We start from the raw sequence: 20,598 nt of genomic DNA, 5'->3' as shown, positions 1-20,598 counted from the left end.
CCGTGATGCGCAAAATGCTGCATATCGTCTTTGGTGTGCTGAAATCGGGACAACCTTATGACCCGAAGTTAGCACTTGCCCGGTGACGGGCAAGACGGTATCTACAAGCAGCATGTGCAGGCCGGCAAAATCAACCCAACCCCCAGCCGCCCTCTACACTTGAATACACCCCGTGGTTTTATCGAGTAACCACCATGCGCAGCACCGAGGTCCTGATCGTTGGCGCCGGCCCCACCGGGCTGGTGCTCGCCCTGTGGCTGAACAAACTCGGCGTTGCCGTGCGTATCGTCGACAAGACGCCAACCAGCGGCACCACCTCACGCGCCCTGGCCGTACAGGCACGCACCCTGGAACTGTACCGCCAGCTCGACCTCGCCGACGCCATCGTCAACGCCGGCCACCAGGTGCCCGCTGCCAACCTGTGGGTCAAGGGCGCACAAGCCGCGCATATCCCCCTCGACGCCACCGGCGGCGCACTGACGCCCTACCCCTTCCTGGAAATCTTCCCGCAGGACCAGCACGAGCAACTGCTGATCGAACGCCTGCACGCCGTCGGCATCAGCGTCGAACGCCAGACCGAACTGCTCGACTTCAACCAGGACGAACACGGCATCCACGCTCGCCTGCGCCTGCCCGACGGCAGCGAGAGTGAATGCCAGGCGCACTACCTCGCCGGCTGCGATGGCGCGCGCTCCACGGTACGCAAGGCGCTGGGCATCGGCTTCCCCGGTGGCACCTATCAGCAGGTGTTCTATGTCGCCGATGTCGAAGCACAAGGCCCGGCGATCAATGGCGAACTGCACGTGGACATCGACGAAGCCGATTTCATTGCGGTCTTCCCGTTGGCCGGCAAGGGCCGTGCACGGTTGATCGGCACCGTTCGCGACGAACGCGCCGAGCACCCGGAAAGCCTGCGCTTCGAGGATGTCAGCCAAGTGGCCATGGAGCGCATGAAGGTGGAGGTCACGCAGGTCAACTGGTTCTCGACCTACCGCGTGCACCACCGGGTGGCGCAACAATTCCGCCGCCGGCGCGCCTTCCTGCTCGGCGATGCCGCCCATGTGCACAGCCCGGCCGGCGGCCAGGGCATGAACACCGGCATCGGCGACGCCATCAACCTGGCCTGGAAACTCGCCAGCGTGCTGGCCGAAAAGGCATCGCCCGAACTGCTGGACAGCTATGAGATTGAACGCATGGCCTTCGCCGACAAGCTGGTGGCAAGCACCGACCAGGTGTTCAGCTTCGTCACCGCCGACGGGCGCCTGGCCAGGTTGCTGCGCACACGCCTGGCCCCGGTGCTGTTGCCGCGCGTGGCGGCGATTGCCGCGGCCCGTGGCTTCATGTTCCGCACGGTGTCGCAGCTATCGCTCAACTATCGGCTGATGCCGCTGAGCTTCGGCGACGCCGGCACCGTGCATGGCGGCGATCGCCTGCCGTGGGTCGTCGAGAATGGGCATGACAATTTCAGCGGTCTGCAGCGCCTGTGCTGGCAAGTGCAGGTGTATGGCGCGGCCAGCGAAGCACTGAGCGCGTGGTGCGCACGACATGGGCTGGCACTGGATGTGTTCCCCTGGTCGCCGGCCTGCGAGCAGGCCGGTCTTGCGCGCAACGGCATGTACCTGCTGCGCCCCGACACCTACGTGGCCCTGGCGCAAAGCAGCCCGGATGTGGCTGCATTGGAGCGCTACTTCGCTACTCGGGCGTTGCACCCCTGGACCGTGCTCACGCGCTGAACCCAGGTCTACCAGCAGCACGTTCACCTGCAGATGCCGTGCCGGCCGGCACTCAGGAAGCGCTGGCCGTTGCCACCCTGGCATACCGGTAGGTGGTTACTGCGCACAGCAGCAGCCCGGCCACCGCCACCACACCCCCGACATAGCCGATCCCGGCAAGCCCGGAATGCGTGCTGACCACGCTGCCGAGCAAGGCCCCGCCGCCGATACCGACGTTGTACAGGCCGGAGAACATCGCCATGGCCACGTCGGTGGCGTCCTTCGCCAGCACCAGTACCTTGGACTGCAAGGCCAGGCCGAAGCACATGATGCCCATGCCCCAGAACAGGCTGAGCCCGTACAGCCACAGCGGGTTGACCGACAACGGCAACAGCAGCAACAGGCAGGCCGCCAGCAAGCCGATGGCGAACAGCGGGAAAGCGTTGGGGAAGCGCTCGCTGAAGTGGCTGAAGAGGATCGAGCCGAACACCCCGGCCCCCCCGAACAACAGCAGCAGCAAGGTGGTCATCTCGCCGCTCATGCCAGCCACCTGCTGGCTGAATGGCTCGATATAGCTATAGGCGGTGAACTGCGCGGTAATCCCCAGCACAATCAGCGCATAAACGGCCATCAATGCCGGGCGCTTGAGCAGCATCGGCAGGCTGCGCAACGAGCCCGAGTTCTGGCTGGGCAACAGCGGCAACGAGCGGATCAGCCAGAGCAGCGTCAACACTGAAATCACCGCAATGCCCAGGAAGGTCGTGCGCCAGCCCAGTGCTTCGCCGACCACCCGGCCGAGCGGAATCCCCAGCACCATCGCCAGGGTGGTGCCGGTGGCCAGCAGGCCCAAGGCCTTGGCCTGCTTGCCCGGTGGCGCCACGCGCACCGCAAGCGAGGCGGTAATGGCCCAGAACACTGCGTGGGCCAGGGCAATACCGATACGGCTGAGCAACAGCATGGCGAAACTGCTGGCCATGCTCGACACGATGTGGCTGACGATGAACAGCACGAACAAGTACACCAGCAACTTGCGCCGCTCGATATTGCGCGTCAGCAGCATCATCGGCAGCGAGGCCAGCGACACCACCCAGGCATAGATGGTGATCATCAGCCCGACCTGCGCGGTGGGCATGTCGAAGCTGCGCCCGATGTCACTGAGCAGCGCTACCGGGACAAATTCGGTGGTATTGAAAATGAAGGCCGCCAGGGCCAGGGCAAACACACTGAGCCAACTGCCGGGGCGTTCTTCAACGGGAGTATTCATAGGCGAGGATCAGGCTCCTGGGGCAGTAAAAAAGACACGCACAGCCGAAAACACCTCATGGCCCTGGGACCCGAGTGCCTCATGTGTCGAGGGATTCGTTGTTATGGGAAGTGCGAGGGGAAAGTCTACGTCAGCCTCCGCCAGGTCGCAAACGTTCAGCGCACGCACGTTCGTCGCCCGGTGCTACGACAGCCGGCAGGTTCTCGAGTACGCTAAACGCATTGCTAGCGCTTTGAGATCGACCTGCCAGGAGGCTCCCATGCAGGCATTGAGCAAGCTCCGCCTGCGCATCAGGCAAAAAGGCCTGCGCCGTACCCTGGCTACCCTGTGGGCGCGCTATGTGTTTTTCCACTGGGAATTGCTGTGGCTGGAACGCGACCTGCTCAGCCCCGTCCCACCCAACCGCCTGCGCCCTCATCCGCCGACCCGGCAGGTGAACATCAGCGAAGCCAACGTCGAGGCCTTTGCCCGCTACTTCCCCGAGCAGATCCAGACCCAGCGTGAACTGGCCCGCGAGGGCCACACCGGGCACATGTACCTGGACGAAGCCGGCGACGCGGTGGCAATGATCTGGGGCAGCACCCGGCATTACCGTGACCGCCACTACTACGGCTGCACCTTCGAGCTGCAAGCGGGCGAGTTCTTCCAGTTTTGCGGTGAGCTGGCCCGGCCCTACTTCGGCACGCGGCTGTCGGTCGAAGCGCAGCTCAACCTGTGGGCCGCGAAACGCGAGTTGGGCTGTACCCGCGTGGTCAATGTGGTGGCCGCGCACAACCTGGCCGCGCTGCGCATGCACCAGCGCATGGGCTACCACGAACAAGGCCGGGTGCAGCATGTGTACGGCCTGTTCGGGCGCTGGAAGCTGTTCCGTGAAACCCGCTACTCAGGCTCACGCCTGCAACCCTTGCGCGCCGCAACACCCGCCCCTGCATCGACAGCTGCACAACCTGCTGCTTCGACGCCTGATTCAAGTCGCCAAAAAACCGTCTAAGCCACTCATCGGGAGGCCATCTCCCGCGAACAGGCGCACAACAGCGCGCCAGAGCGGCTGCGGACAGTTACACATATTTTGAAACAACCCGGGCGATGGCTTTTTGACACACCGCCAAAGTGCTGCGCTATACCGTGGAAAACATGAAGAAAGTTTCATCAACCCACGACGCTTTACACCGCCGCACCCGGCAGGAGGCAACATGCGTGCTCTGCAGAAACTCAGCCAACGGATAAAACAAAAGGGCCTGCGCCGCACTTTCAAAACGTTCTGCGAACGGTATGTGTTCTTCCACTGGGAGCTGTTGTGGATGGAGCGTGACCTGGTCAGTGCGGTACCTGCACATAACCTCAAGGCCCATGACCCGGTACGCCTGGTGAAAATCACCGAAGGTAATGCCGGCGCTTTTACCCGGCATTTCGGCGACCGCGTAAAAACCATGCGCGAGTTGGCCAGGGAGGGGCACACCGGGCACATGTACCTGGATGAGGCCGGCGATGCGGTGGCGTTTATCTGGGGTAGCACCCGTGATTATCATGACCAGCACTACTACGGTTGCACCTTCCCGGTGAAGGCTGGCGAGTTCTTCGAGTTTGGTGGCGAGATGATCCCGGCGTTCTTCGGCAGCAGCCTGTCGGTGGATGCCCAGGTCGACCTGTGGAACGCCATGCAGGCCCAGGGCTGCGACAAGGTGGTGGATGTGGTGGAGACCCACAACGTGCCGGCGCTCAAGCTGCACTTGCGCATGGGGTATCACGAGCAAGGCCGCGTAGTGCATGTGTACGGGCTGTTCGGCCGCTGGAAGTTCTTCCGTGAAAGCCACTATGAGGGCTCGCGCCTGATGCCGCTGTGCAAACCTCGGCAGGTGACGCCAGCGGTGGCGGCGGCTTGATGATCGGCTGCGCTGTTGTAGCCGCTGCCGCGAGGCTGCGCTGGAGTCCGCAAGGGCTCCCAAAAGCGGCGCCTGCGATGCAGGCGAGCGCAGCCTGACGGCAGCGGCTACGCGTTCGGGTTCAGGTTCAGATCACCCCGCAATCTGCCGGGGCAGCGTCGACACTCAGCAGCAGCCGCTCGCCCGCGGTTGCGCTGAAGGTCGCTGCGCGCAAGCTGCGGATCTCGACCTGCCCGGCCAACACCGACACCGCGCGCGTGCCCGTTTGGCGGCGAACGGCAGGCCCCTGGCGGGTGGCGCCTATACTGAGGCGTTGCTGGGGCAAACCGGGGAATCATGTCGGAGGTAACGTCATGCGCCACCTTGCGCTCGCTTCACTGGTTCTGCTTGGCTGTGTGGCCGTGCCGACCGCCATTGAAGCCCAGGATTACTACGGCCCCGACAGCTATGGCGGCCCAGCGCCAAGCTTCAGCTCGGTACCGCCCGGCACGTACCGCATGAGCGCGCCGCAGCCGTTCGAGCTGGTCAGCACCCGGCATGGCTTCCAGGACGCTCAGTTGCCACGCATCGCCGACAGGCAGCCCAGCGTGATCATCCGCAGCTACGACCCTGACTACGGGGTGTACACCGACGCCGTGGTGCGCGATCGCGAACCACGTCCGCAACCCGATCACCTCGCCGACTGAGCTGCACCCATGTGCGGACGCCTGAGCCAGGTGGGGCTGGCCGTGGGCAACTCGCGCAGTCAGGGGCCAGCCTTGATCGAACCCGCGCAGTAAACCCGCCGATCCGCTACGCTGGCAGGGCCAAGCCAGGCAAAATCCAACCTGTCAGGGAGTGACAGTGAAATACCTGCTGATATTTCTGGGCAGCTATGCGCTGACCTACTACATCATCAACACCCTCATCGAAACCCGCCTGCAAGACATGGCCGACGCCTTGCGCCATCAGCCGGACGCACCAACGGCAGCGCAATTTCTCCGGGAGGTGAAGGCTTCGGCGCAAGCCTCGACCCTGGAATACACGCTGATTGCCGGTACCGTCATCGCAGCGCTGCTGAGCACGCTGGCCTGGTGGTTGGCCTAAGGTCGGCACAGGTTCGAGACGCGCAAAATGCATAAATATGCATTTATGCATTGATTTATGCGCGCAGGCTGATAGCGTTCAACTGGACAGGGCCTCTCCACTTCGGACCCACGACTGCCCTGTCCAGGAGTTTCAAGCATGGCTGTAATCATCGATACACTCACCCTCAGCACCCCCGTGCCCACTTCCGCCAGCAACCCGGTCGCGCTAGAGCTGACGGGCGCGCAGGCCCTGGCCCAGCTTCCCCACGTGGTCACGCGCCTGGCGGATGGTTCGATACGCCTTACCGCGCCGACGCGGGGCGCGTCGAGCAAGAGCACTCGCCGTACCCGCTGTGAATGGAAGGAGCCGGTGTACTGGACACTGGCCAGTGCCGACCTGCACCGCAGCCAGCAACACCTGCGCCTGACCCGGGTGAACGCGGCGCAAAAAGTGGTGGTCGCCCAGTTGCACGTCAAGGACGACGACAGCCCGGTGATCAAGGTGTTCTGGAACAAGGGCAAGCTCACCCTGGGCTTTCGCGAAGACTACAACCAGGTAACGCCGGCCGGCAGCACCCTGCTGAGCAATGTACCGCTGAATGCCGCCTTTGCCGTCACCCTGACGGTCACCGCAGCCGGCCTGGCCAGCGTGACGGCCTCCTGCAATGGGCAAAAAGGCAGTTCCGGCGATTTGCAGATGGACGACAGCTGGAACCCCCACCGCTTCAACTTCCACGGTGGGGTCTACAACCAGGTCGACTACAGCGATGCAACCCCGCCTGACGATGGCTCGGAGTGCATCATCAGCCTGTTGCGCCTGAGCCACGCCTGAGCGCTGCTCAACCGGCGAGGCGTGGGTGTTATCCGTTGGGGTCATCGCCGAAAATCTTGTAGCCGCTGCCGGCAGGCTGCGCTGGAGTCCGCAGGGCTCCCAAAAGCGGCGCCTGCCATGCAGGCGAGCGCAGCCTCACGGCAGCGGCTACAAGCCCGGCTGTCAGCGCTTCGTCAACGCCGAATAGCTGTTCATCAGGTTGCGGTAGTTGGGGATCCGCTGGGACAACAGGTTGCCCAACCCTTCGATATCGTTGCGCCAGTCACGGTGCAGCTCACAAGCCACGGCAAACCAGTTCATCATCTGCGCGCCCGCCTGGGTCATCCGCGCCCACGCCGCCTGCTGCACAGTCTCATTGAAGGTGCCGGAAGCATCGGTCACGACGAACACGTCAAAACCTTCCTCCAGCGCCGACAGGGTCGGGAACGCCACGCACACATCCGTCACCACGCCGGCAATGATCAACTGCTTGCGACCCGTAGCCTTGATCGCCTTGACGAAGTCTTCGTTGTCCCAGGCGTTGATCTGGCCAGGACGCGGGATATACGGCGCATCCGGGAACATTTCCTTCAGTTCAGGCACCAGCGGGCCGTTCGGGCCGGTTTCGAAGCTGGTGGTCAGAATGGTCGGCAAGCCGAAGAACTTGGCCAGGTCGGCCAGCGCCAGCACGTTGTTCTTGAACTCGTTGGGCGAGAAATCCTGGACCAGCGAAATCAGGCCGGTCTGGTGGTCAACCAACAGCACCACCGCGTCATCTTTGTTCAGACGTTTGTAGCTCATGGTGTAACTCCTTTCTCTAAGGGTTGGGTGTAACCATTCAGAACGCGAAACAGGAGCAGCCAAAGGCGCCCCAGAAACCCTGGAAGTCACTTACCGGCACGTTCGACAAACGCGCTTTTTCATGGCCATGCGCGTGCACCCCGCACGGTCCGCTGCACTGGTGCACCTGGGCCTGCAACGGCGAGGTCGGGCGCCAGTGCCCCGGCACCTTGGTAACCGGCGACCAGTCCGGCAGCACCGGTATGCTCACCGGGCCCAGCGCGGCGAAATCATCCGCGCCGTACACCACCTTGCCGCCGACCACGGTCAACACCGACTCGATCCACTTGATCGCCTCTTCATCAACGCTGAAGAAGTCCGCCGACAGTGCGGCCACGTCTGCCAGCTGGCCGACCTTGATCTGGCCCTTCTTGCCCTGCTCGCTGGAGAACCACGCGCTGCCATGGGTGAACAGCTCCAGCGCGGTCTGTCGCGGCAGCCCTTGTTCATGCAGCGCCAGGCCACCCACCGTGCGGCCACTGACCATCCAGTACAGCGAAGTCCACGGGTTGTAGCTCGACACGCGGGTGGCATCGGTGCCCGCCCCCACTGGCACGCCCTCGGCGAGCATGCGCTTGATCGGCGGGGTCGCTTCGGCTGCCTTGGCGCCATAGCGCTCGACGAAATACTCGCCCTGGAAGGCCATGCGGTCCTGAATGGCGATACCGCCGCCCAGCGCCCGTACCCGCTCGATGTTCTGCGGGGTGATGGTCTCGGCATGGTCGAAGAACCATGGCAGGCCATTGAACGGGATGTCGCGGTTGACCTTCTCGAACACGTCGAGCATGCGCGAGATCGACTCGTTGTAAGTGGCGTGCAGGCGGAACGGCCAGCGCTGCTCGACGAGGTGACGCACCACCGGCTCCAGCTCCTGCTCCATGGTTTGCGGCAGGTCCGGGCGCGGTTCGAGGAAGTCTTCGAAGTCGGCTGCGGAGAACACCAGCATCTCGCCGGCGCCGTTGTGCCGCAGGTAATCGTCGCCCTGGTGCAGCTTGACGCTGCCGGTCCAGTTCTTGAAATCGCTGAGCTCTTCCTTGGGCTTCTGGGTGAACAGGTTGTAGGCGATGCGCACCGTCAACTGCTCATCCCTGGCCAACTGCTCGATCACGGCGTAATCGTCCGGGTAGTTCTGGAAGCCACCGCCGGCGTCGATGGCGCTGGTCAGGCCCAGGCGGTTGAGTTCACGCATGAACTGGCGGGTGGAGTTGACCTGGTATTCCAGCGGCAACTTCGGCCCCTTGGCCAGGGTCGAGTAGAGAATCATCGCGTTGGGTCGGGCCACCAGCATGCCGGTGGGCTCGCCATTGCTATCGCGAACGATCTCGCCACCCGGTGGGTTCGGCGTGTTGCGGGTATAGCCGGCCACCCGCAACGCCGCGCGGTTGAGCAAGGCGCGGTCGTACAGGTGCAGGACGAACACCGGGGTGTCCGGGGCGGCCTTGTTCAGCTCTTCGAGGGTCGGCATGCGCTTTTCGGCGAACTGGAATTCGTTCCAGCCACCCACCACCCGCACCCATTGCGGGGTTGGCGTACGGTCGGCCTGCTCCTTGAGCATGCGCAGCGCATCGGCCAGCGACGGCACACCTTCCCAGCGCAGTTCGAGGTTGTAGTTCAGGCCGCCGCGGATCAGGTGCAGGTGCGAGTCGTTCAGGCCCGGAATCACCGTGCGGCCCTTGAGGTCGATCACCTGGGTAGTACCGTCACGCAGCGCCATCGCCTCGGCATCGGTGCCGACCACGACAAATTTGCCGGCGCTGATGGCGACCGCACTGGCGCTGGGCTTTTCACGGTCGACCGTGTGGAATTGACCGTTGAACAGGATCAGATCGGCTTTCATCGGATGTCCTTGGACAGATCAGGTTGCAACCAGGCGGCAAACAGACGCGTGGCCATTGGCATGAAAAGGTAGACCACCAGCAGCACGATGGTCAGGGTAATCAGGAAGGTGCTGCCCACGTAGCTGGACAGCCAGGGATGCAGGCCCAGCACCGGCCCCCATAGCAGCGGCACCAGCAAGGTCAGCGGGAGGATCACCAACAGCGTTACCACGGCCTGTTTCCAGCGCGGTGGCGGCGGTGCATCGTCGGTTGGCGGGGAGAACCAGAACTCCTTGTGCGGGGCGACCTCGATCTGGTCTCCATCGGCCAGCATGTGCGCGGCTTCGCCGAGCAGGCCGCGGCGTTGCTCCGAGTCGAGCCAGCGCTGCATGTCGTCGGTGTTGCAAAAGCGCAACACGCTGGTGAACACCTGCAAGCCGTCATGCCGGCTGCGGTGCACGTCCACGCCCAGGTGCCCTTCGGCTTGCCCGGCAATGCTGACGGTACGTCGCAGCCAGGCTTCATAGGCGGCTTCGTGGCCGGCCTTGATGCGGTGCCTGATGACCAGGGTCACGACTTCCTCGTTGAACGCCATCCGTATTCCTCCGTAGCGGCCTAACATCGATGATTCATCGTGCAGGCAAGCGTAGGAAAAAAATTGAACGGATGTGCTCTGACGTCAGCCGTGTAGCGACGACCGGTTGCTCAATTGCTCGATGCGCAGGCCATGGGGAAGCGTTGGATCAAGCGCTCGGTGTAGTGCCAGTGGGTGGTCACCCGGTGGCCGTCGAGCAGCCCGGCATTGCCACGGTTTTCATCGAGGTCGCTTGTCCATGCGGGGGCTGTTCGGGTTATTCGAACACTGGGCGGAAGAAGCTGCGCTCGTAGCTGAGGATGCAGCGGGTGTCTTCGGCGTATTTGAAGGCCGCGATGCATTCGGCGTCGGTTTTCGATTGTTCGCGGTACTGCTCGTATTGCGCCAGGTTGGGGAAGCTGAACATTGCCAGGGCGATGTTGTTGGCGCCTTCGGAGGGCAGGAAATAGCCGTGGTGCTGGCCGCCGAATTTTTCCACCAGGGGAATCCAGATACGCCCGTAGTGTTCGAATTCGGCGAGTTTGTAGGGGTCGAGCACGTAGCGCAGGTAGCACGTAATCATCAGATCGGTCCGTGAAGGTGAGAGGCAAGACCGATGGAGATTACCCGGCAAGGCGTTGCGCGGCTAGCGTGTGTACCATCTTGCGCAAAACATTGAGGTAGCCGCTGCCGTGAGGCTGCGCTCGCCTGCATGGCAGGCGCCGCCCTTGGGAGCCCTCGCGGGCTCCAGCACAGCCTTTCGGCAGCGGCTACAAAGCGGGTGTCAGCGGCGCAAAAAGCCCAGCAGGTCTTCATTCACCTGGTCCGCCATGGTGGTGCACATGCCATGCGCGCCGCCCTTGTAGACCTTCAGCGTCGCCTGCTTGACGAGCGTCGCCGACAGCTTGCCCGCCGCATCAATCGGCACGATCTGGTCATCATCACCGTGCAGGATCAAGGTCGGCACATCGATACGCTTGAGGTCCTCGGTGTAGTCCACTTCAGAGAACTCGTGCACGCACAGGTAATGGCCAAGAATCCCGCCCATCATGCCCTGCAACCAGAAGTTGTCGATCACCCCTTGCGAGGCCTTGGCATTCGGCCGGTTGTAGCCATAAAACGGCACGGCCAGGTCCTTGTAGAACTGCGAGCGGTCCTTCACCACCCCCTCGCGAATGCCATCGAACACCTCCATAGGCAGCCCACCCGGGTTACCCGGCGTCTTCAGCATCAACGGCGGCACCGCGCCGATCAACACCGCGCCCGCCACCCGCCCGGTGCCATGGCGGCCGATATAGCGGGCCACTTCGCCGCCCCCGGTTGAATGGCCAACCAGGGTCACATCCTTCAGGTCCAACGCCTCGATCAACGCCGCCAGGTCATCGGCATAGGTGTTCATGTCATTGCCTGTGGCCGGCTGCCCGGAGCGGCCGTGTCCGCGCCGATCATGGGCGATCACTCGGTAGCCCTGCTGCACCAAAAACAGCATCTGCGCATCCCAGGCATCGGCGTTCAACGGCCAACCATGGGAGAACACCACCGGGCGACCCTTGCCCCAGTCCTTGTAGAAAATCTCGGTTGCGTCTTTTGTCCTGATCGTGGTCATCGCGCACACTCCCGCTGGCTGCTTGGCAGATGCCGTATCGGCGGGAAGGAAGTCTAGACAAGGTGACGGCAGCGCTTGCACCACCGGTCGGCGAGCAAGGCGGGAAAGATGGGGGGCGCATCCTTGCGCTCTTGGGCGGCACAGTAAGGGCCATGAATAGAGCGGTCAACGGCGCACCCCGGCTTTTCGAACTCGTTCGATACGGCTGAGCAACATTCGTCGATTGACCACCGGACCCGTACGATTTTCGATCCGATTCACTGCCAGTGAACAGCCGCCTCCAGCAGCCCATCGGCCGTCGGTGTCAAGCGCAACTGGGCCATCCGCGCACCCCGCGCTTCCAGGTCACCCAGCCAGCGCAGCAACGGCTCGGCCGGCCCACTGAGCAGCGTCTGGGTGCGCTGCCCGTCACGCGACAGGTTGCGCAGCTCCAGCCCCGCCGCCGCACTGCCCTGGCTTAGCGCGGTACGCAGCGCTTCACCACTGAGCACGCTCACCGGCACCAGCCCGCGACCCAGGCTGTCGGCCAGCGACTGGTTCAAGCTGCGGGCCTGTTGCAGGCGCTCTTGCGCCGACTCCAGCGCCGCGCCGCTGGGCACCACTACCGCGCCATACACCGCCCCCAGCAGCAACACAGCGCCAAGAATGCGCAAGGCCCGACGGTCGCTCTCGGCCAACCGCTGCCATTTCATTGCGATAACAGTCTTCACCCACTTACCCCTTCAGCACAATCTGCACTTGAACACCCTGCTCGCTCTTGCGCGCACTCCCCACCTGCACGGCAAAGCCCTGCGCCTGCCAGCGCCGCTGCAACTCATCAAGGTCTGCAAACTCCCGCGCCGTAACCTCCAGGCGCCATTTGCCCTGTTCGAACTCAAGCCCGGACACCTGCGCCAGTTGGTCACTCACCACCACGCTGCTCAACTGCTGCAAGCGCGGCAGCAAGCGCCCCTGCTGGCGCTGATGGGCCACCTGCATGGCTTGCAGGCGGCTGGCCAGGGCGGTGACCGGCAAGGTCTGGCCATAGCCCTGCGCATAGGCCTGGACACTGGCCTGATCCAAGCGCTCGGCCGCCTGGTCGAGCACCTGCGCGCGATACAGATCAAGGCCGCTGGGCATTAACGCCAGCACCAATGCCGCACCTGCGATGGCCTGCCAGGCGATGCGCGAGCGGTGCGCACGAAAGCCTGCCTGACACAGATCCGTCGCCCCCGGTGCACGCTCGGCCATGGCCGCCAGCACCTGCTCATCGTGGCTCGGCGTCGCTGGCTGCGGCCAGTCAAAACCCGGCGCCAGTTGCCCGGCCCAGGCCTGGCGCTGCTGGTCATCCAGCGCCAGCCGCGCTTCCAGGCTACCGCCGAGAATCCAACGCCCGCACAGCCACTGGGCCTGGGTTGATTGCAGCGGCAACAGGTCGGCGTCCACCACCATGCGCGTCACCTGCACCCCTGCCTCGCCCAGTGCTGCCCAAAACGCTGTGAAGCGTGCCCGCTCCAACGCCCAGCCACTGGCGCGACGCTGTTTGTCCAACGGGGCCAGGGCCAGGTGCAGGGTGTCGAGGTCGCTGGACAACTGCTCTTCCAGGGCAAAGCACTGGCTCGCGCGACTGGCCCGGCCACGGCCGGCCAATGCCTCGCCGCGACACCAGGTCGCCCACTCCACCGGCACGATCACCAGCAGCCGCTGCGTACCGACCCGCTCGCGCAGCCCGCCGAGCGTGAGCTGCTGCACCTCGCCTTGCGCGCACAGCATCGCCGGCCATTCGGCCCACGCTGTGGTGGCCGGGGCCGACATTACATAAAGCCAGGAACGCATGCTCACTCCACCTCGGCCGCCGGCTTGATCGCCCGGCGCACCACACTGATTTTTTGGGTTTTAGGGTCGACGAACAGGTCGCTGCGGCTGTGCAGCACACGCGGCCCCAGGCGCACCACCAGATGAACGCGGTACCACTGGCTGGTGGTCGTCAGGCCCTGCACGTTGAAAGGTTCATTGCCCTGCCCGGCCAGACGCCCAAGCTCGCCGATCCCCTTGAGCGGCTGGGCCGCGAGCCGATCAACCACCGTCTGCTCCAGCCCCAGCGTCGCCAGCACTGTAGGGCTGGCGGTATTGACGTTCAGGCCGACTTGCGCCGGCAACCACACCACCCAAGGCTCCAGGGTACGCAGTACCTGTGCATTGATTCCTTCACGCAGGCGCAGCAGGCCGATGTCCGCCGCCATCGGCACCACCACCCTGCCCCGTGCGACCGGCGTCGATGGCTCGCTTTCATTGGCCTGCGGCACCAGCAGCGTGGCCGGCAGCTGCAAGGTTTTCAGCAAGCGCTGCCAGCGCTCGATTTGAATTTTCGGCGGATGCTGCAAATCGACAATCGAACCAATATTGAAACGCCCGGCCAAATCCTCGATGTGCAGATCGACCCGTGCATCGGCGAACGCCAGGTCTCGCTGCGGCGCCCGCCAATCGGCCTCGTTCAGGGTTCGCAGCGCCTGCTCCAGCCGCGCCACCGCCATGTGTTCCGCCCCCAGCGCCGCCTGCCACAGTTGCTTGTGCTGCACCTGCATGGCGGTGCTTCTGCTGGAGGTGACTTGCCCGCGCAGCATGCCACCCACCAGCAGCAAGGCCAGGCTCAGCACCAGCAACACCGTGACCAGGGCGATGCCGCGCTGCCGCGCGTCGTTGCGGCTCATGGCGCACTGCCCGGCAACAGCAGCACACGGCGCACATCCGGGTAACGCGGCAACGACAGCTGCACCTGCAACCCACGCGGCAAGGCCACCGCTTCACGGCGTGCGACGGCCGCCATCGCGGGTTGCCAGCCATCCACATAAACCTGCCAGCTCACTTTGCTTACCGCTTGCAGCACTGGCAGGGAAACGATCTCGTTGGCGCGCTCCAACGGCGCTTCATCGCGCCACAGCACATCACCGTCTAACCGATAGCGCACAATCGACTGCGTGCCGCGCGCCAGGTCGCGCACATTGCGGCGATTGCCCCGCACCCAACTGATGGAACTGCCATCAACCCGCACCGCCTGGCGCTCGCCACCCGGCAAAGCCACGGCCACGGCGTGCACCGCGTCCTGCTCGATAATGCGCATGGCCCGCTGCAACTCGCCCAGTTGCGTGTGCACCCGGGTATTGGCGCGCTCGGCGCGCACCACACCGTCGAACAGCGTCCAGCAGGCCACCGCGATCAGGCTGAACAGGCTCATGGCAATCAGCAGTTCCAGCAACGTAAAGCCTTGCTGTGGCCGTCTCATGGCGTAGCCTCCAGCCAGGCATCGAGGTCGTACAGGGTCATGCCCTTGGCATTGGCGACACGGATGCGTACAGCGTGCACACCCGGCAAGTTCTGCTCGGTCGACGCCGTGCTCACCCGAAAATCGCGCCCGGCAAACTGCACCCGCTCTGCCGGGGCGTTGCCCCGTGGTCGCTCGCCGTACAAACGCAGCTCATTGGCGCGGTTATCGGCCAGCAGCACTGCCAGCAGCTTCTCCTCGATCCGTGCCGACTGCCCCGTCAGGCCACTGACCGCCGACAGGCACGCGGCCGACAACACCGCAAACACGGCCAGGGCAATCATCACCTCAAGCAGGGTAAAACCGCGTTCAGCGTTCATCCGGCACCACCTGGCCCAGGCCGTCGCTTTTCAGCTTTAGCAACACCCGGGTGTCCTTGCGAAAGGCCAGGCGAAACGGCGTGCCTGGCTCATCGGCCAGCACCACCACCTGCGGCGTGCGGTCGATCACGCCGCGCAGCGCCTGCGGCACGTTTTCGCTCCACAGGTCGACGCTCAGCCCACCGGGCAATTCATACCCCGGGCCCTTCAGGTACTGCCATTCGCCGTGGCGATAATCCATCACGCGGTACGAGCGCTCATCGAAGCGCAGGCCGAAGTCTCGGCCTTCATCCACTGCGCGGTCGTGCAGGTACGCCACCTGCAACGCCAACTGCCGGGCCTCGTCACGGGCCAACCGGGCGCTACGATCGCCAATGCTCAAGGTGGCCATGCCCACCAGCATGCCGACCAGCACCAGCACGACCAGCAACTCGACCAGGGTGAACCCGCGCGCTGAACGCTTCACGAAGGCTCAACGTACCCAGTTGCCGATATCGGCATTGCTGCCGCTGCCACCGGCACGGCCATCGGCGCCGAACGACGACAGGTCGAATTCCTGCTCGTGCGCGCTTTCGCGGTCGTAGTGGTAGGCATTGCCCCAGGGGTCTTTCGGCTGGGCCTTGAGGTAGCCGCCAGCACTCCAGTGGCGTGGCAGCGGTTCTTGCCGGGGCTCTTCGGTCAAGGCCAGCAGGCCCTGCTCGGTGCTGGGGTAGTCGAAGTTGTCCAGGCGATAGATTTCCAACGCCGTGGCAATGGCCTGCAAGTCGCTGCGCGCGGCCGTCACCTTGGCCTGATCCGGCCGGTTCATGATCTGCGGCACGATCAGTGCGCCGAGAACGCCGAGGATCACCACCACCACCATCACTTCAATCAGGGTAAAGCCGCGCTGCTTGGCCGACTTGCTGCGAAACGAACGACACATACTTCAAACCACCAGTTGATTAAGGCTGAGAATGGGCAGCAGGATGGCCATCACGATGACCATCACCACCACCCCCATGAACACCAGCATCGCCGGCTCGAACAGCTGCACCGCGACGCCGACCTTGCTGGCCAGCAACTGCTCCTGTTGCTCGGCGGCGCGCGCCAGCATGCTGTCGAGGGTGCCGGAGCGTTCACCGCTGGCGATCATGTGCAGCATCATTGGCGGCACATCCCCCGAACGCTCCAGGCCACGGGCCAGCGAACCGCCTTCGCGCACGCTGCGGGCCACGCCCTGCAGGCGCAGGCGAATGGCCTGGTTGCCGACCACCGAGGCGGCGATATCCAGGCTTTCCACCAGCGGCTCGCCGCTGCGCCCGAGAATCGCCAGGGTGCTGGCAAAGCGTGCGGCCTCGGTGGCGCGGATCAGCGGGCTGGCCAATGGCACACGCAGCAGCGCGTTGTGCCAGCGGGCGCGCCACTGCGGGCGCAGCAACAGCTGGCGTAGGCCGACAACGGTTGCTACAGCGAGAATCGCGGCATACAGGCCATAACCGCGCACCGCATCGCTACAGGCGATCAGCACGCGGGTCAGCAGCGGCAACTGATGGCCGCTTTCGCTGAACACCTTGACCACGTCCGGCACCACGTAGGCCAGCAGGAAGCAGACAATCCCCAACGAGCCCACCAACAGAATCACCGGGTAGATCAAGGCCATCTGGATCTTCTGCCGGGCCAGCTGACGCGCCTGGGTGTAGTCAGCCAATTGCTCCATCACCCGGCCCAACTGGCCGGAGCGCTCACCCGCCGCCACCGTGGCGCGGTATAGCTGCGGGAAGGCGGCGGGGAATGCTTCCAGTGCGCAGGCCAGGGTGAAACCTTCCACCACCTTGGCGCGCACCGCACAGAGCACGCTTTGCACCACGCGCTGGGTGCTCTGGTCGGCGACGGCCTGCAAGGCTTCGCTCAGTGGCAGGCCGGCCAGCAGCAAGGTCGATAGCTGACGGGTTAGCAACGCCAACTCCGCCGCCTTGATGCGCTGGCGCGCGGTGCAGAACAGCCCACCACGCGCCCCGCCCGAGACCACGCTGAGTGGCTGCAACGCGCCCTCGCGCAACTGCTGACGCACCTGGCGGTCGCTTTCCGCTTCCATCACGCCGCTGTGGCGCTTGCCTTGCCGGTCGAGGGCGACATACCTGAACACCGCCATCTCAATGCTCCCGGGTCACGCGCAGCAGTTCCGCCTGGCTGGTGACACCGGCATCCACCAGGCGCACGCCATCGTCGTACAGGCTGCTGGAGTGCTGGCGCGCGAGGTTTTCCAGGGCCTGCTCACTGGCGCCCTGGTGGATGGCACTGCGCAATGCGGTGTCTACTGCCACCACCTCATAGATCGCCGCGCGCCCGCGATAACCGCCTTGGCACTGGGCGCAGCCCACTGCCTGATACGTACCCTGCGGGCCCGGCGCCTTGCATTGCGGGCACAGGCGGCGCACCAGCCGCTGCGCCACCAGGCAACTGACCGAGGAGGCCAGCAAAAACGGCTCCACGCCGATATCCACCAAGCGGGTGATAGCGCCGACCGCCGTGTTGGTGTGCAAGGTCGAGAGCACCAGGTGGCCGGTCAACGAGGCCTGCACGGCGATATCGGCCGTCTCGCGGTCGCGGATCTCGCCGATCATCACCACGTCCGGGTCCTGGCGCAGAATCGCCCGCAGGCCACGGGCAAAGGTCATCTCGACCTTGGCGTTGACCTGGGTCTGGCCGATGCCGGCCAGGTGGTATTCGATGGGGTCTTCCACGGTCATGATGTTGCGCGTCTGGTCGTTGAGGTCGGCCAGCGCCGAATACAGCGAAGTGGTCTTGCCCGAGCCGGTCGGCCCGGTCACCAGGATGATCCCATGGGGCCGGCCCAAGGCATCGTGCAGCGCCGCCAGATTGGCCGGGGCCAGGTCGAGTTTGTCCAGGCTCAGGCCCTGCCCGGAGCGCTTGTCGAGCAGGCGCATCACCACCCGCTCGCCATGCGCCGACGGCAGGGTCGAGACCCGCACATCCACTTCGTGGCCGGCAATCACCAGGGCGATGCGGCCGTCTTGCGGCACGCGTTTTTCAGCAATGTCCATGCGTGCCATGACCTTGACCCGCGACACCAGCAGCGTCGCCAGCTCACGCGGTGGCTGCAGCACCTCACGCAACACCCCGTCGACTCGAAAGCGCACACACAGGCGCTGCTCGAAGGTTTCGATATGCACGTCGGAAGCCTGCTCGCGCACGGCCTGGCCGAGCAACGCGTTGATCAGGCGGATGATCGGCGCGTCGCCTTCCTGCTCCAGCAAGTCGGCATTGCGTGGCAACTGCTCGGTCATGCCTTGCAGGTCGTATTCGCCTTCCATGCCCTGGGCGACCTGCTCGGCGCCATGTTGGCTGCTGGCATAGCAGGCCACCAGGCGCTGGCTGAACTGCGCCTCATCCAGCCAGTGGTAGCGCAACAAGCCGCCATGCACGCGCTGGGCTTCAGCCAGCGCGGTCAGCGAAGCGCCTTCGCGCAGCCACACACAGGCGCCCTGCTCGTCGGCATCGAGCAACACGCCCTGGCGCCGGGCGAAGCTGAAAGGCAGCACTGCGCGGCTCACTGGCCGGCCTCGTCAAACAGCTGCGCGGCCTGCGCGGGCAGCGTGCTGCCGTGTTGGCGCTGGGTGGACGCTTCGTCCAGCAAGCGCAGCGCGTTGTACTTGCGCCGGCCGACTTCGCCAGCCGCCTCCGGCCCATCGATGATGGTCGGGCGCAGGAACACCATCAGGTTGGTTTTCTCGCGCACCTCATTGGTCCAGCGGAACAGCCCACCCACCAGCGGCAGGCGCCCCAGCCCCGGGACCATGCTCACCTGGGTCTTGATGTTGTCGCGCATCAGCCCGCCGAGCACGATCACCTGGCCGTTGCTGGCCAATACCGTGGTCTTGATCGAGCGCTTGTTGGTGATGATGTCCGAGGCCGTGACGCCGGTCGGCGCCGGGGTGATCTCGGAGTTTTCCTGTTCGATCTCCAGGCGCAGCGAGTCGCCCTGGTTGATATGCGGCTTGATTTTCAGGGTCAGGCCGATGTCTTCGCGCTGCGTGGTGGTGAACGGCTTGTCTTCGCTGTTGCCACCCGAGGCGTACGAGCCGGTCTGGAACGGCACGTTCTGCCCCACCAGGATGTTTGCCTCCTGGTTGTCCAGGGTCAGCAGGCTGGGGGTGGACATCAGGTTGCTGTTGTTGTCGCGCATCAACGCCGAGAGCAAGGCCTTGAACGCCCCGCCGCCGACTTCCAGCAGCGCGCCTTCGGGCAGCTCCTTGCCGGTGAGCGCGCCGATGGCTGCGCCCACACCCGGGAAGGTAATCGCCCCGCTGGCATTGTTGCCGCTGCCGCCCCACTGCACGCCCAGCGCTTCGCTGACATCGCCGGTGACTTCAACGATGGCGGCCTGGATCAGCACCTGGGCGCGCGGCTGGTCGAGTTGCTTGACGATGTTCTCGATGCTGCGCACCTGCTCCGGGTCGGCGACCACCACCAGCGCGTTCTGGCTTTCGTGGGCCTTGATCAGCACGTCTTTCATGGCCCGCGCATCGTTGCTGCGGCCGTCGCCGCCGCCCTGGCGCAGGCGCTGGCCGACATCGGAGAGCATGTCGGCAAATTCCTTGGCATCGCCATGGCGCAGGCGGATCACCTGCGAGCCGCCGACCTGCTCGGAGGGCGGCACGTCCATGGCCTGGGCCAGCTGGGTGAGGCGCTGGCGGGTTTGCGGGGTGCCGATCAGCAGCAGGCGGTTGCTGCGGGTATCGCTGATCACCTGGGTGTGCGCGTCACTGCCCTTGCCCAGCGACTCGCTGAGCACCTTGGCCACATCGGCGGCCCAGGCGTGCTTGAGGTGCAGCATGTTCTGGTTGCCGCTGCCGCCCTTGTCCAGCTTGCGCAGCACCTCGGCGATGCGTTCGACGTTCTGCGCGCGGTCGGTCACCACCAGCGCGTTGGACGCCGGCGCCGGGCCGACAAAACCATTGCTCGACACCAGCGGGCGAATCAGCGCGGCCATCTCCGTCGCGCTGCCCGCCTCCAGTGGCAACACCCGGGTGACGAACTCGCTGGACGCAGCCCCCGGCGCCACCACGGCGGCAATGCCCTTGGCCTCGGTAATCGGCACGATGCGCAGCACGTCGCCCTGGTCGACCAGGGTGTAGCCGTTGGCATCCAGCACCGACACCAGTAGCTCGCGCACCTGGGCGCTGTTCAGCTCGCGGCTGGAGACCACGCTGACCTTGCCGGCCACTTTCGGGTCCAGCACCACGGTGCGCCCGAGCATGCTGGAGATTTCCAGCGCCACGGTACGCAGCTCGGCATCGCGCATATTCAGCTGCCAGCGTTGCTCGGCGGCGAAGGCAGTGGGCAACGACAGGCACAGGGCTAGTGCCGCGGGCACCAGTGCGGAGGGAAAATGCTTCATCA

General features: G+C 64.7%; 23 protein-coding genes and 1 pseudogene. 6 read left to right on the top strand and 18 right to left on the bottom strand.

The window, feature by feature from the left end:
• Positions 1 to 194: 194 nt before the first annotated feature.
• Complete coding sequence (locus tag M5G11_RS07195) at positions 195 to 1,733, top strand: FAD-dependent monooxygenase (RefSeq protein WP_273914070.1); 1,539 nt, start codon at positions 195 to 197, stop codon at positions 1,731 to 1,733.
• Positions 1,734 to 1,785: 52 nt separating this feature from the next.
• Here M5G11_RS07195 and M5G11_RS07190 read toward each other — a convergent pair whose 3' ends face one another.
• Positions 1,786 to 2,976 (bottom strand): sugar transporter, encoded by a 1,191-nt coding sequence (locus M5G11_RS07190; protein WP_273914071.1) that lies wholly within the window; start codon positions 2,974 to 2,976, stop codon positions 1,786 to 1,788.
• A gap of 259 nt (positions 2,977 to 3,235) precedes the next feature.
• Here M5G11_RS07190 and M5G11_RS07185 point away from each other — a divergent pair, with 259 nt between their 5' ends.
• Together M5G11_RS07185 and M5G11_RS07180 are read left to right on the top strand one after the other, a co-directional pair.
• On the top strand, positions 3,236 to 3,967 hold the full coding sequence (locus M5G11_RS07185) for a GNAT family N-acetyltransferase (RefSeq protein WP_273914072.1): 732 nt from the start codon (positions 3,236 to 3,238) through the stop codon (positions 3,965 to 3,967).
• A gap of 202 nt (positions 3,968 to 4,169) precedes the next feature.
• On the top strand, positions 4,170 to 4,859 hold the full coding sequence (locus M5G11_RS07180) for a GNAT family N-acetyltransferase (protein ID WP_273914073.1): 690 nt from the start codon (positions 4,170 to 4,172) through the stop codon (positions 4,857 to 4,859).
• Between the two features lie 127 nt (positions 4,860 to 4,986).
• Here the strand turns inward: M5G11_RS07180 and M5G11_RS07175 are convergent, their stop codons facing one another.
• On the bottom strand, positions 4,987 to 5,109 hold the full coding sequence (locus M5G11_RS07175) for a hypothetical protein (protein ID WP_273914074.1): 123 nt from the start codon (positions 5,107 to 5,109) through the stop codon (positions 4,987 to 4,989).
• Between the two features lie 103 nt (positions 5,110 to 5,212).
• Here M5G11_RS07175 and M5G11_RS07170 point away from each other — a divergent pair, with 103 nt between their 5' ends.
• From M5G11_RS07170 to M5G11_RS07160, 3 genes are all read left to right on the top strand, one after another.
• The gene (locus M5G11_RS07170) at positions 5,213 to 5,545 is read left to right on the top strand and encodes a hypothetical protein (RefSeq protein WP_273914075.1); all 333 of its coding nucleotides are present in this window, start codon (positions 5,213 to 5,215) and stop codon (positions 5,543 to 5,545) included.
• A gap of 157 nt (positions 5,546 to 5,702) precedes the next feature.
• On the top strand, positions 5,703 to 5,945 hold the full coding sequence (locus M5G11_RS07165) for a hypothetical protein (protein ID WP_273914076.1): 243 nt from the start codon (positions 5,703 to 5,705) through the stop codon (positions 5,943 to 5,945).
• A gap of 138 nt (positions 5,946 to 6,083) precedes the next feature.
• The gene (locus M5G11_RS07160; RefSeq protein WP_273914077.1) at positions 6,084 to 6,758 is read left to right on the top strand and encodes a polysaccharide lyase family 7 protein; all 675 of its coding nucleotides are present in this window, start codon (positions 6,084 to 6,086) and stop codon (positions 6,756 to 6,758) included.
• Between the two features lie 162 nt (positions 6,759 to 6,920).
• On the opposite strand, the gene ycaC is transcribed toward M5G11_RS07160, so the two are convergent.
• The 16 genes and pseudogenes from ycaC to gspD form a co-directional block, all read right to left on the bottom strand.
• Positions 6,921 to 7,538, bottom strand: coding sequence for an isochorismate family cysteine hydrolase YcaC (gene ycaC / locus M5G11_RS07155; protein WP_273909213.1), 618 nt, complete (start codon positions 7,536 to 7,538; stop codon positions 6,921 to 6,923).
• A 37-nt stretch (positions 7,539 to 7,575) separates the two neighbouring features.
• A complete protein-coding gene (locus tag M5G11_RS07150; protein WP_273909212.1) occupies positions 7,576 to 9,414 on the bottom strand; it encodes an amidohydrolase in 1,839 nt (612 codons plus the stop codon).
• Complete coding sequence (locus M5G11_RS07145) at positions 9,411 to 9,989, bottom strand: antibiotic biosynthesis monooxygenase (protein ID WP_273909211.1); 579 nt, start codon at positions 9,987 to 9,989, stop codon at positions 9,411 to 9,413. The genes M5G11_RS07150 and M5G11_RS07145 overlap by 4 nt, the downstream gene beginning before the upstream one ends.
• 113 nt (positions 9,990 to 10,102) lie before the next feature.
• Positions 10,103 to 10,201 (bottom strand): annotated as a pseudogene (locus tag M5G11_RS27540) (AraC family transcriptional regulator); the annotation flags it as partial.
• 44 nt (positions 10,202 to 10,245) lie between these two features.
• On the bottom strand, positions 10,246 to 10,551 hold the full coding sequence (locus M5G11_RS07140; protein ID WP_273909210.1) for an NIPSNAP family protein: 306 nt from the start codon (positions 10,549 to 10,551) through the stop codon (positions 10,246 to 10,248).
• 201 nt (positions 10,552 to 10,752) lie between these two features.
• Complete coding sequence (locus M5G11_RS07135; RefSeq protein ID WP_273909209.1) at positions 10,753 to 11,574, bottom strand: alpha/beta fold hydrolase; 822 nt, start codon at positions 11,572 to 11,574, stop codon at positions 10,753 to 10,755.
• Between the two features lie 257 nt (positions 11,575 to 11,831).
• Entirely contained in the window at positions 11,832 to 12,284 is a 453-nt protein-coding gene (gene gspM / locus M5G11_RS07130; protein WP_273909208.1) for a type II secretion system protein GspM, read from the bottom strand.
• Between the two features lie 4 nt (positions 12,285 to 12,288).
• Entirely contained in the window at positions 12,289 to 13,389 is a 1,101-nt protein-coding gene (gene gspL, locus M5G11_RS07125; RefSeq protein WP_273909207.1) for a type II secretion system protein GspL, read from the bottom strand.
• Between the two features lie 2 nt (positions 13,390 to 13,391).
• Positions 13,392 to 14,264, bottom strand: a complete 873-nt coding sequence (gene gspK, locus M5G11_RS07120) for a type II secretion system minor pseudopilin GspK (RefSeq protein ID WP_273909206.1) — start codon at positions 14,262 to 14,264, stop codon at positions 13,392 to 13,394.
• Complete coding sequence (gene gspJ, locus M5G11_RS07115) at positions 14,261 to 14,836, bottom strand: type II secretion system minor pseudopilin GspJ (protein WP_273909205.1); 576 nt, start codon at positions 14,834 to 14,836, stop codon at positions 14,261 to 14,263. Before gspJ ends, gspK begins: the two co-directional genes overlap by 4 nt.
• A complete protein-coding gene (gene gspI, locus M5G11_RS07110; RefSeq protein ID WP_273909204.1) occupies positions 14,833 to 15,195 on the bottom strand; it encodes a type II secretion system minor pseudopilin GspI in 363 nt (120 codons plus the stop codon). The genes gspJ and gspI overlap by 4 nt, the downstream gene beginning before the upstream one ends.
• Positions 15,185 to 15,661: a type II secretion system minor pseudopilin GspH gene (gene gspH / locus M5G11_RS07105; RefSeq protein WP_273909203.1), complete on the bottom strand. Its 477-nt coding sequence runs from the start codon at positions 15,659 to 15,661 to the stop codon at positions 15,185 to 15,187. The genes gspI and gspH overlap by 11 nt, the downstream gene beginning before the upstream one ends.
• Positions 15,662 to 15,667: 6 nt before the next feature.
• A complete protein-coding gene (gspG, locus tag M5G11_RS07100) occupies positions 15,668 to 16,117 on the bottom strand; it encodes a type II secretion system major pseudopilin GspG (protein WP_273909202.1) in 450 nt (149 codons plus the stop codon).
• 3 nt (positions 16,118 to 16,120) lie between these two features.
• The gene (gene gspF / locus M5G11_RS07095; protein WP_273909201.1) at positions 16,121 to 17,326 is read right to left on the bottom strand and encodes a type II secretion system inner membrane protein GspF; all 1,206 of its coding nucleotides are present in this window, start codon (positions 17,324 to 17,326) and stop codon (positions 16,121 to 16,123) included.
• 1 nt (position 17,327) lies between these two features.
• On the bottom strand, positions 17,328 to 18,749 hold the full coding sequence (gene gspE, locus M5G11_RS07090) for a type II secretion system ATPase GspE (RefSeq protein ID WP_273909200.1): 1,422 nt from the start codon (positions 18,747 to 18,749) through the stop codon (positions 17,328 to 17,330).
• Positions 18,746 to 20,596 (bottom strand): type II secretion system secretin GspD, encoded by a 1,851-nt coding sequence (gene gspD / locus M5G11_RS07085; protein ID WP_273909199.1) that lies wholly within the window; start codon positions 20,594 to 20,596, stop codon positions 18,746 to 18,748. Before gspD ends, gspE begins: the two co-directional genes overlap by 4 nt.
• Between the last annotated feature and the right edge of the window lie 2 nt (positions 20,597 to 20,598).

Origin of the sequence: Pseudomonas fontis (assembly GCF_028656955.1) — a bacterium.
Lineage (GTDB): Bacteria > Pseudomonadota > Gammaproteobacteria > Pseudomonadales > Pseudomonadaceae > Aquipseudomonas > Aquipseudomonas fontis.
The sequence above is the reverse complement of the archived record's forward strand: the minus strand, read 5'-3'. Positions and strand labels throughout refer to the sequence as shown.

What these genes read in the sequence shown, in the direction of transcription:
- M5G11_RS07195 (WP_273914070.1), top strand. Translation starts at nt 195, where the DNA reads ATGCGCAGCACCGAGGTCCTGATCGTTGGCGCCGGCCCCACCGGGCTG.
- M5G11_RS07190 (WP_273914071.1), bottom strand. Translation starts at nt 2,976, where the DNA reads ATGAATACTCCCGTTGAAGAACGCCCCGGCAGTTGGCTCAGTGTGTTT.
- M5G11_RS07185 (WP_273914072.1), top strand. Translation starts at nt 3,236, where the DNA reads ATGCAGGCATTGAGCAAGCTCCGCCTGCGCATCAGGCAAAAAGGCCTG.
- M5G11_RS07180 (WP_273914073.1), top strand. Translation starts at nt 4,170, where the DNA reads ATGCGTGCTCTGCAGAAACTCAGCCAACGGATAAAACAAAAGGGCCTG.
- M5G11_RS07170 (WP_273914075.1), top strand. Translation starts at nt 5,213, where the DNA reads ATGCGCCACCTTGCGCTCGCTTCACTGGTTCTGCTTGGCTGTGTGGCC.
- M5G11_RS07160 (WP_273914077.1), top strand. Translation starts at nt 6,084, where the DNA reads ATGGCTGTAATCATCGATACACTCACCCTCAGCACCCCCGTGCCCACT.
- ycaC (WP_273909213.1), bottom strand. Translation starts at nt 7,538, where the DNA reads ATGAGCTACAAACGTCTGAACAAAGATGACGCGGTGGTGCTGTTGGTT.
- M5G11_RS07150 (WP_273909212.1), bottom strand. Translation starts at nt 9,414, where the DNA reads ATGAAAGCCGATCTGATCCTGTTCAACGGTCAATTCCACACGGTCGAC.
- M5G11_RS07145 (WP_273909211.1), bottom strand. Translation starts at nt 9,989, where the DNA reads ATGGCGTTCAACGAGGAAGTCGTGACCCTGGTCATCAGGCACCGCATC.
- M5G11_RS07140 (WP_273909210.1), bottom strand. Translation starts at nt 10,551, where the DNA reads ATGATTACGTGCTACCTGCGCTACGTGCTCGACCCCTACAAACTCGCC.
- M5G11_RS07135 (WP_273909209.1), bottom strand. Translation starts at nt 11,574, where the DNA reads ATGACCACGATCAGGACAAAAGACGCAACCGAGATTTTCTACAAGGAC.
- gspL (WP_273909207.1), bottom strand. Translation starts at nt 13,389, where the DNA reads ATGCGTTCCTGGCTTTATGTAATGTCGGCCCCGGCCACCACAGCGTGG.
- gspK (WP_273909206.1), bottom strand. Translation starts at nt 14,264, where the DNA reads ATGAGCCGCAACGACGCGCGGCAGCGCGGCATCGCCCTGGTCACGGTG.
- gspJ (WP_273909205.1), bottom strand. Translation starts at nt 14,836, where the DNA reads ATGAGACGGCCACAGCAAGGCTTTACGTTGCTGGAACTGCTGATTGCC.
- gspI (WP_273909204.1), bottom strand. Translation starts at nt 15,195, where the DNA reads ATGAACGCTGAACGCGGTTTTACCCTGCTTGAGGTGATGATTGCCCTG.
- gspG (WP_273909202.1), bottom strand. Translation starts at nt 16,117, where the DNA reads ATGTGTCGTTCGTTTCGCAGCAAGTCGGCCAAGCAGCGCGGCTTTACC.
- gspF (WP_273909201.1), bottom strand. Translation starts at nt 17,326, where the DNA reads ATGGCGGTGTTCAGGTATGTCGCCCTCGACCGGCAAGGCAAGCGCCAC.
- gspD (WP_273909199.1), bottom strand. Translation starts at nt 20,596, where the DNA reads ATGAAGCATTTTCCCTCCGCACTGGTGCCCGCGGCACTAGCCCTGTGC.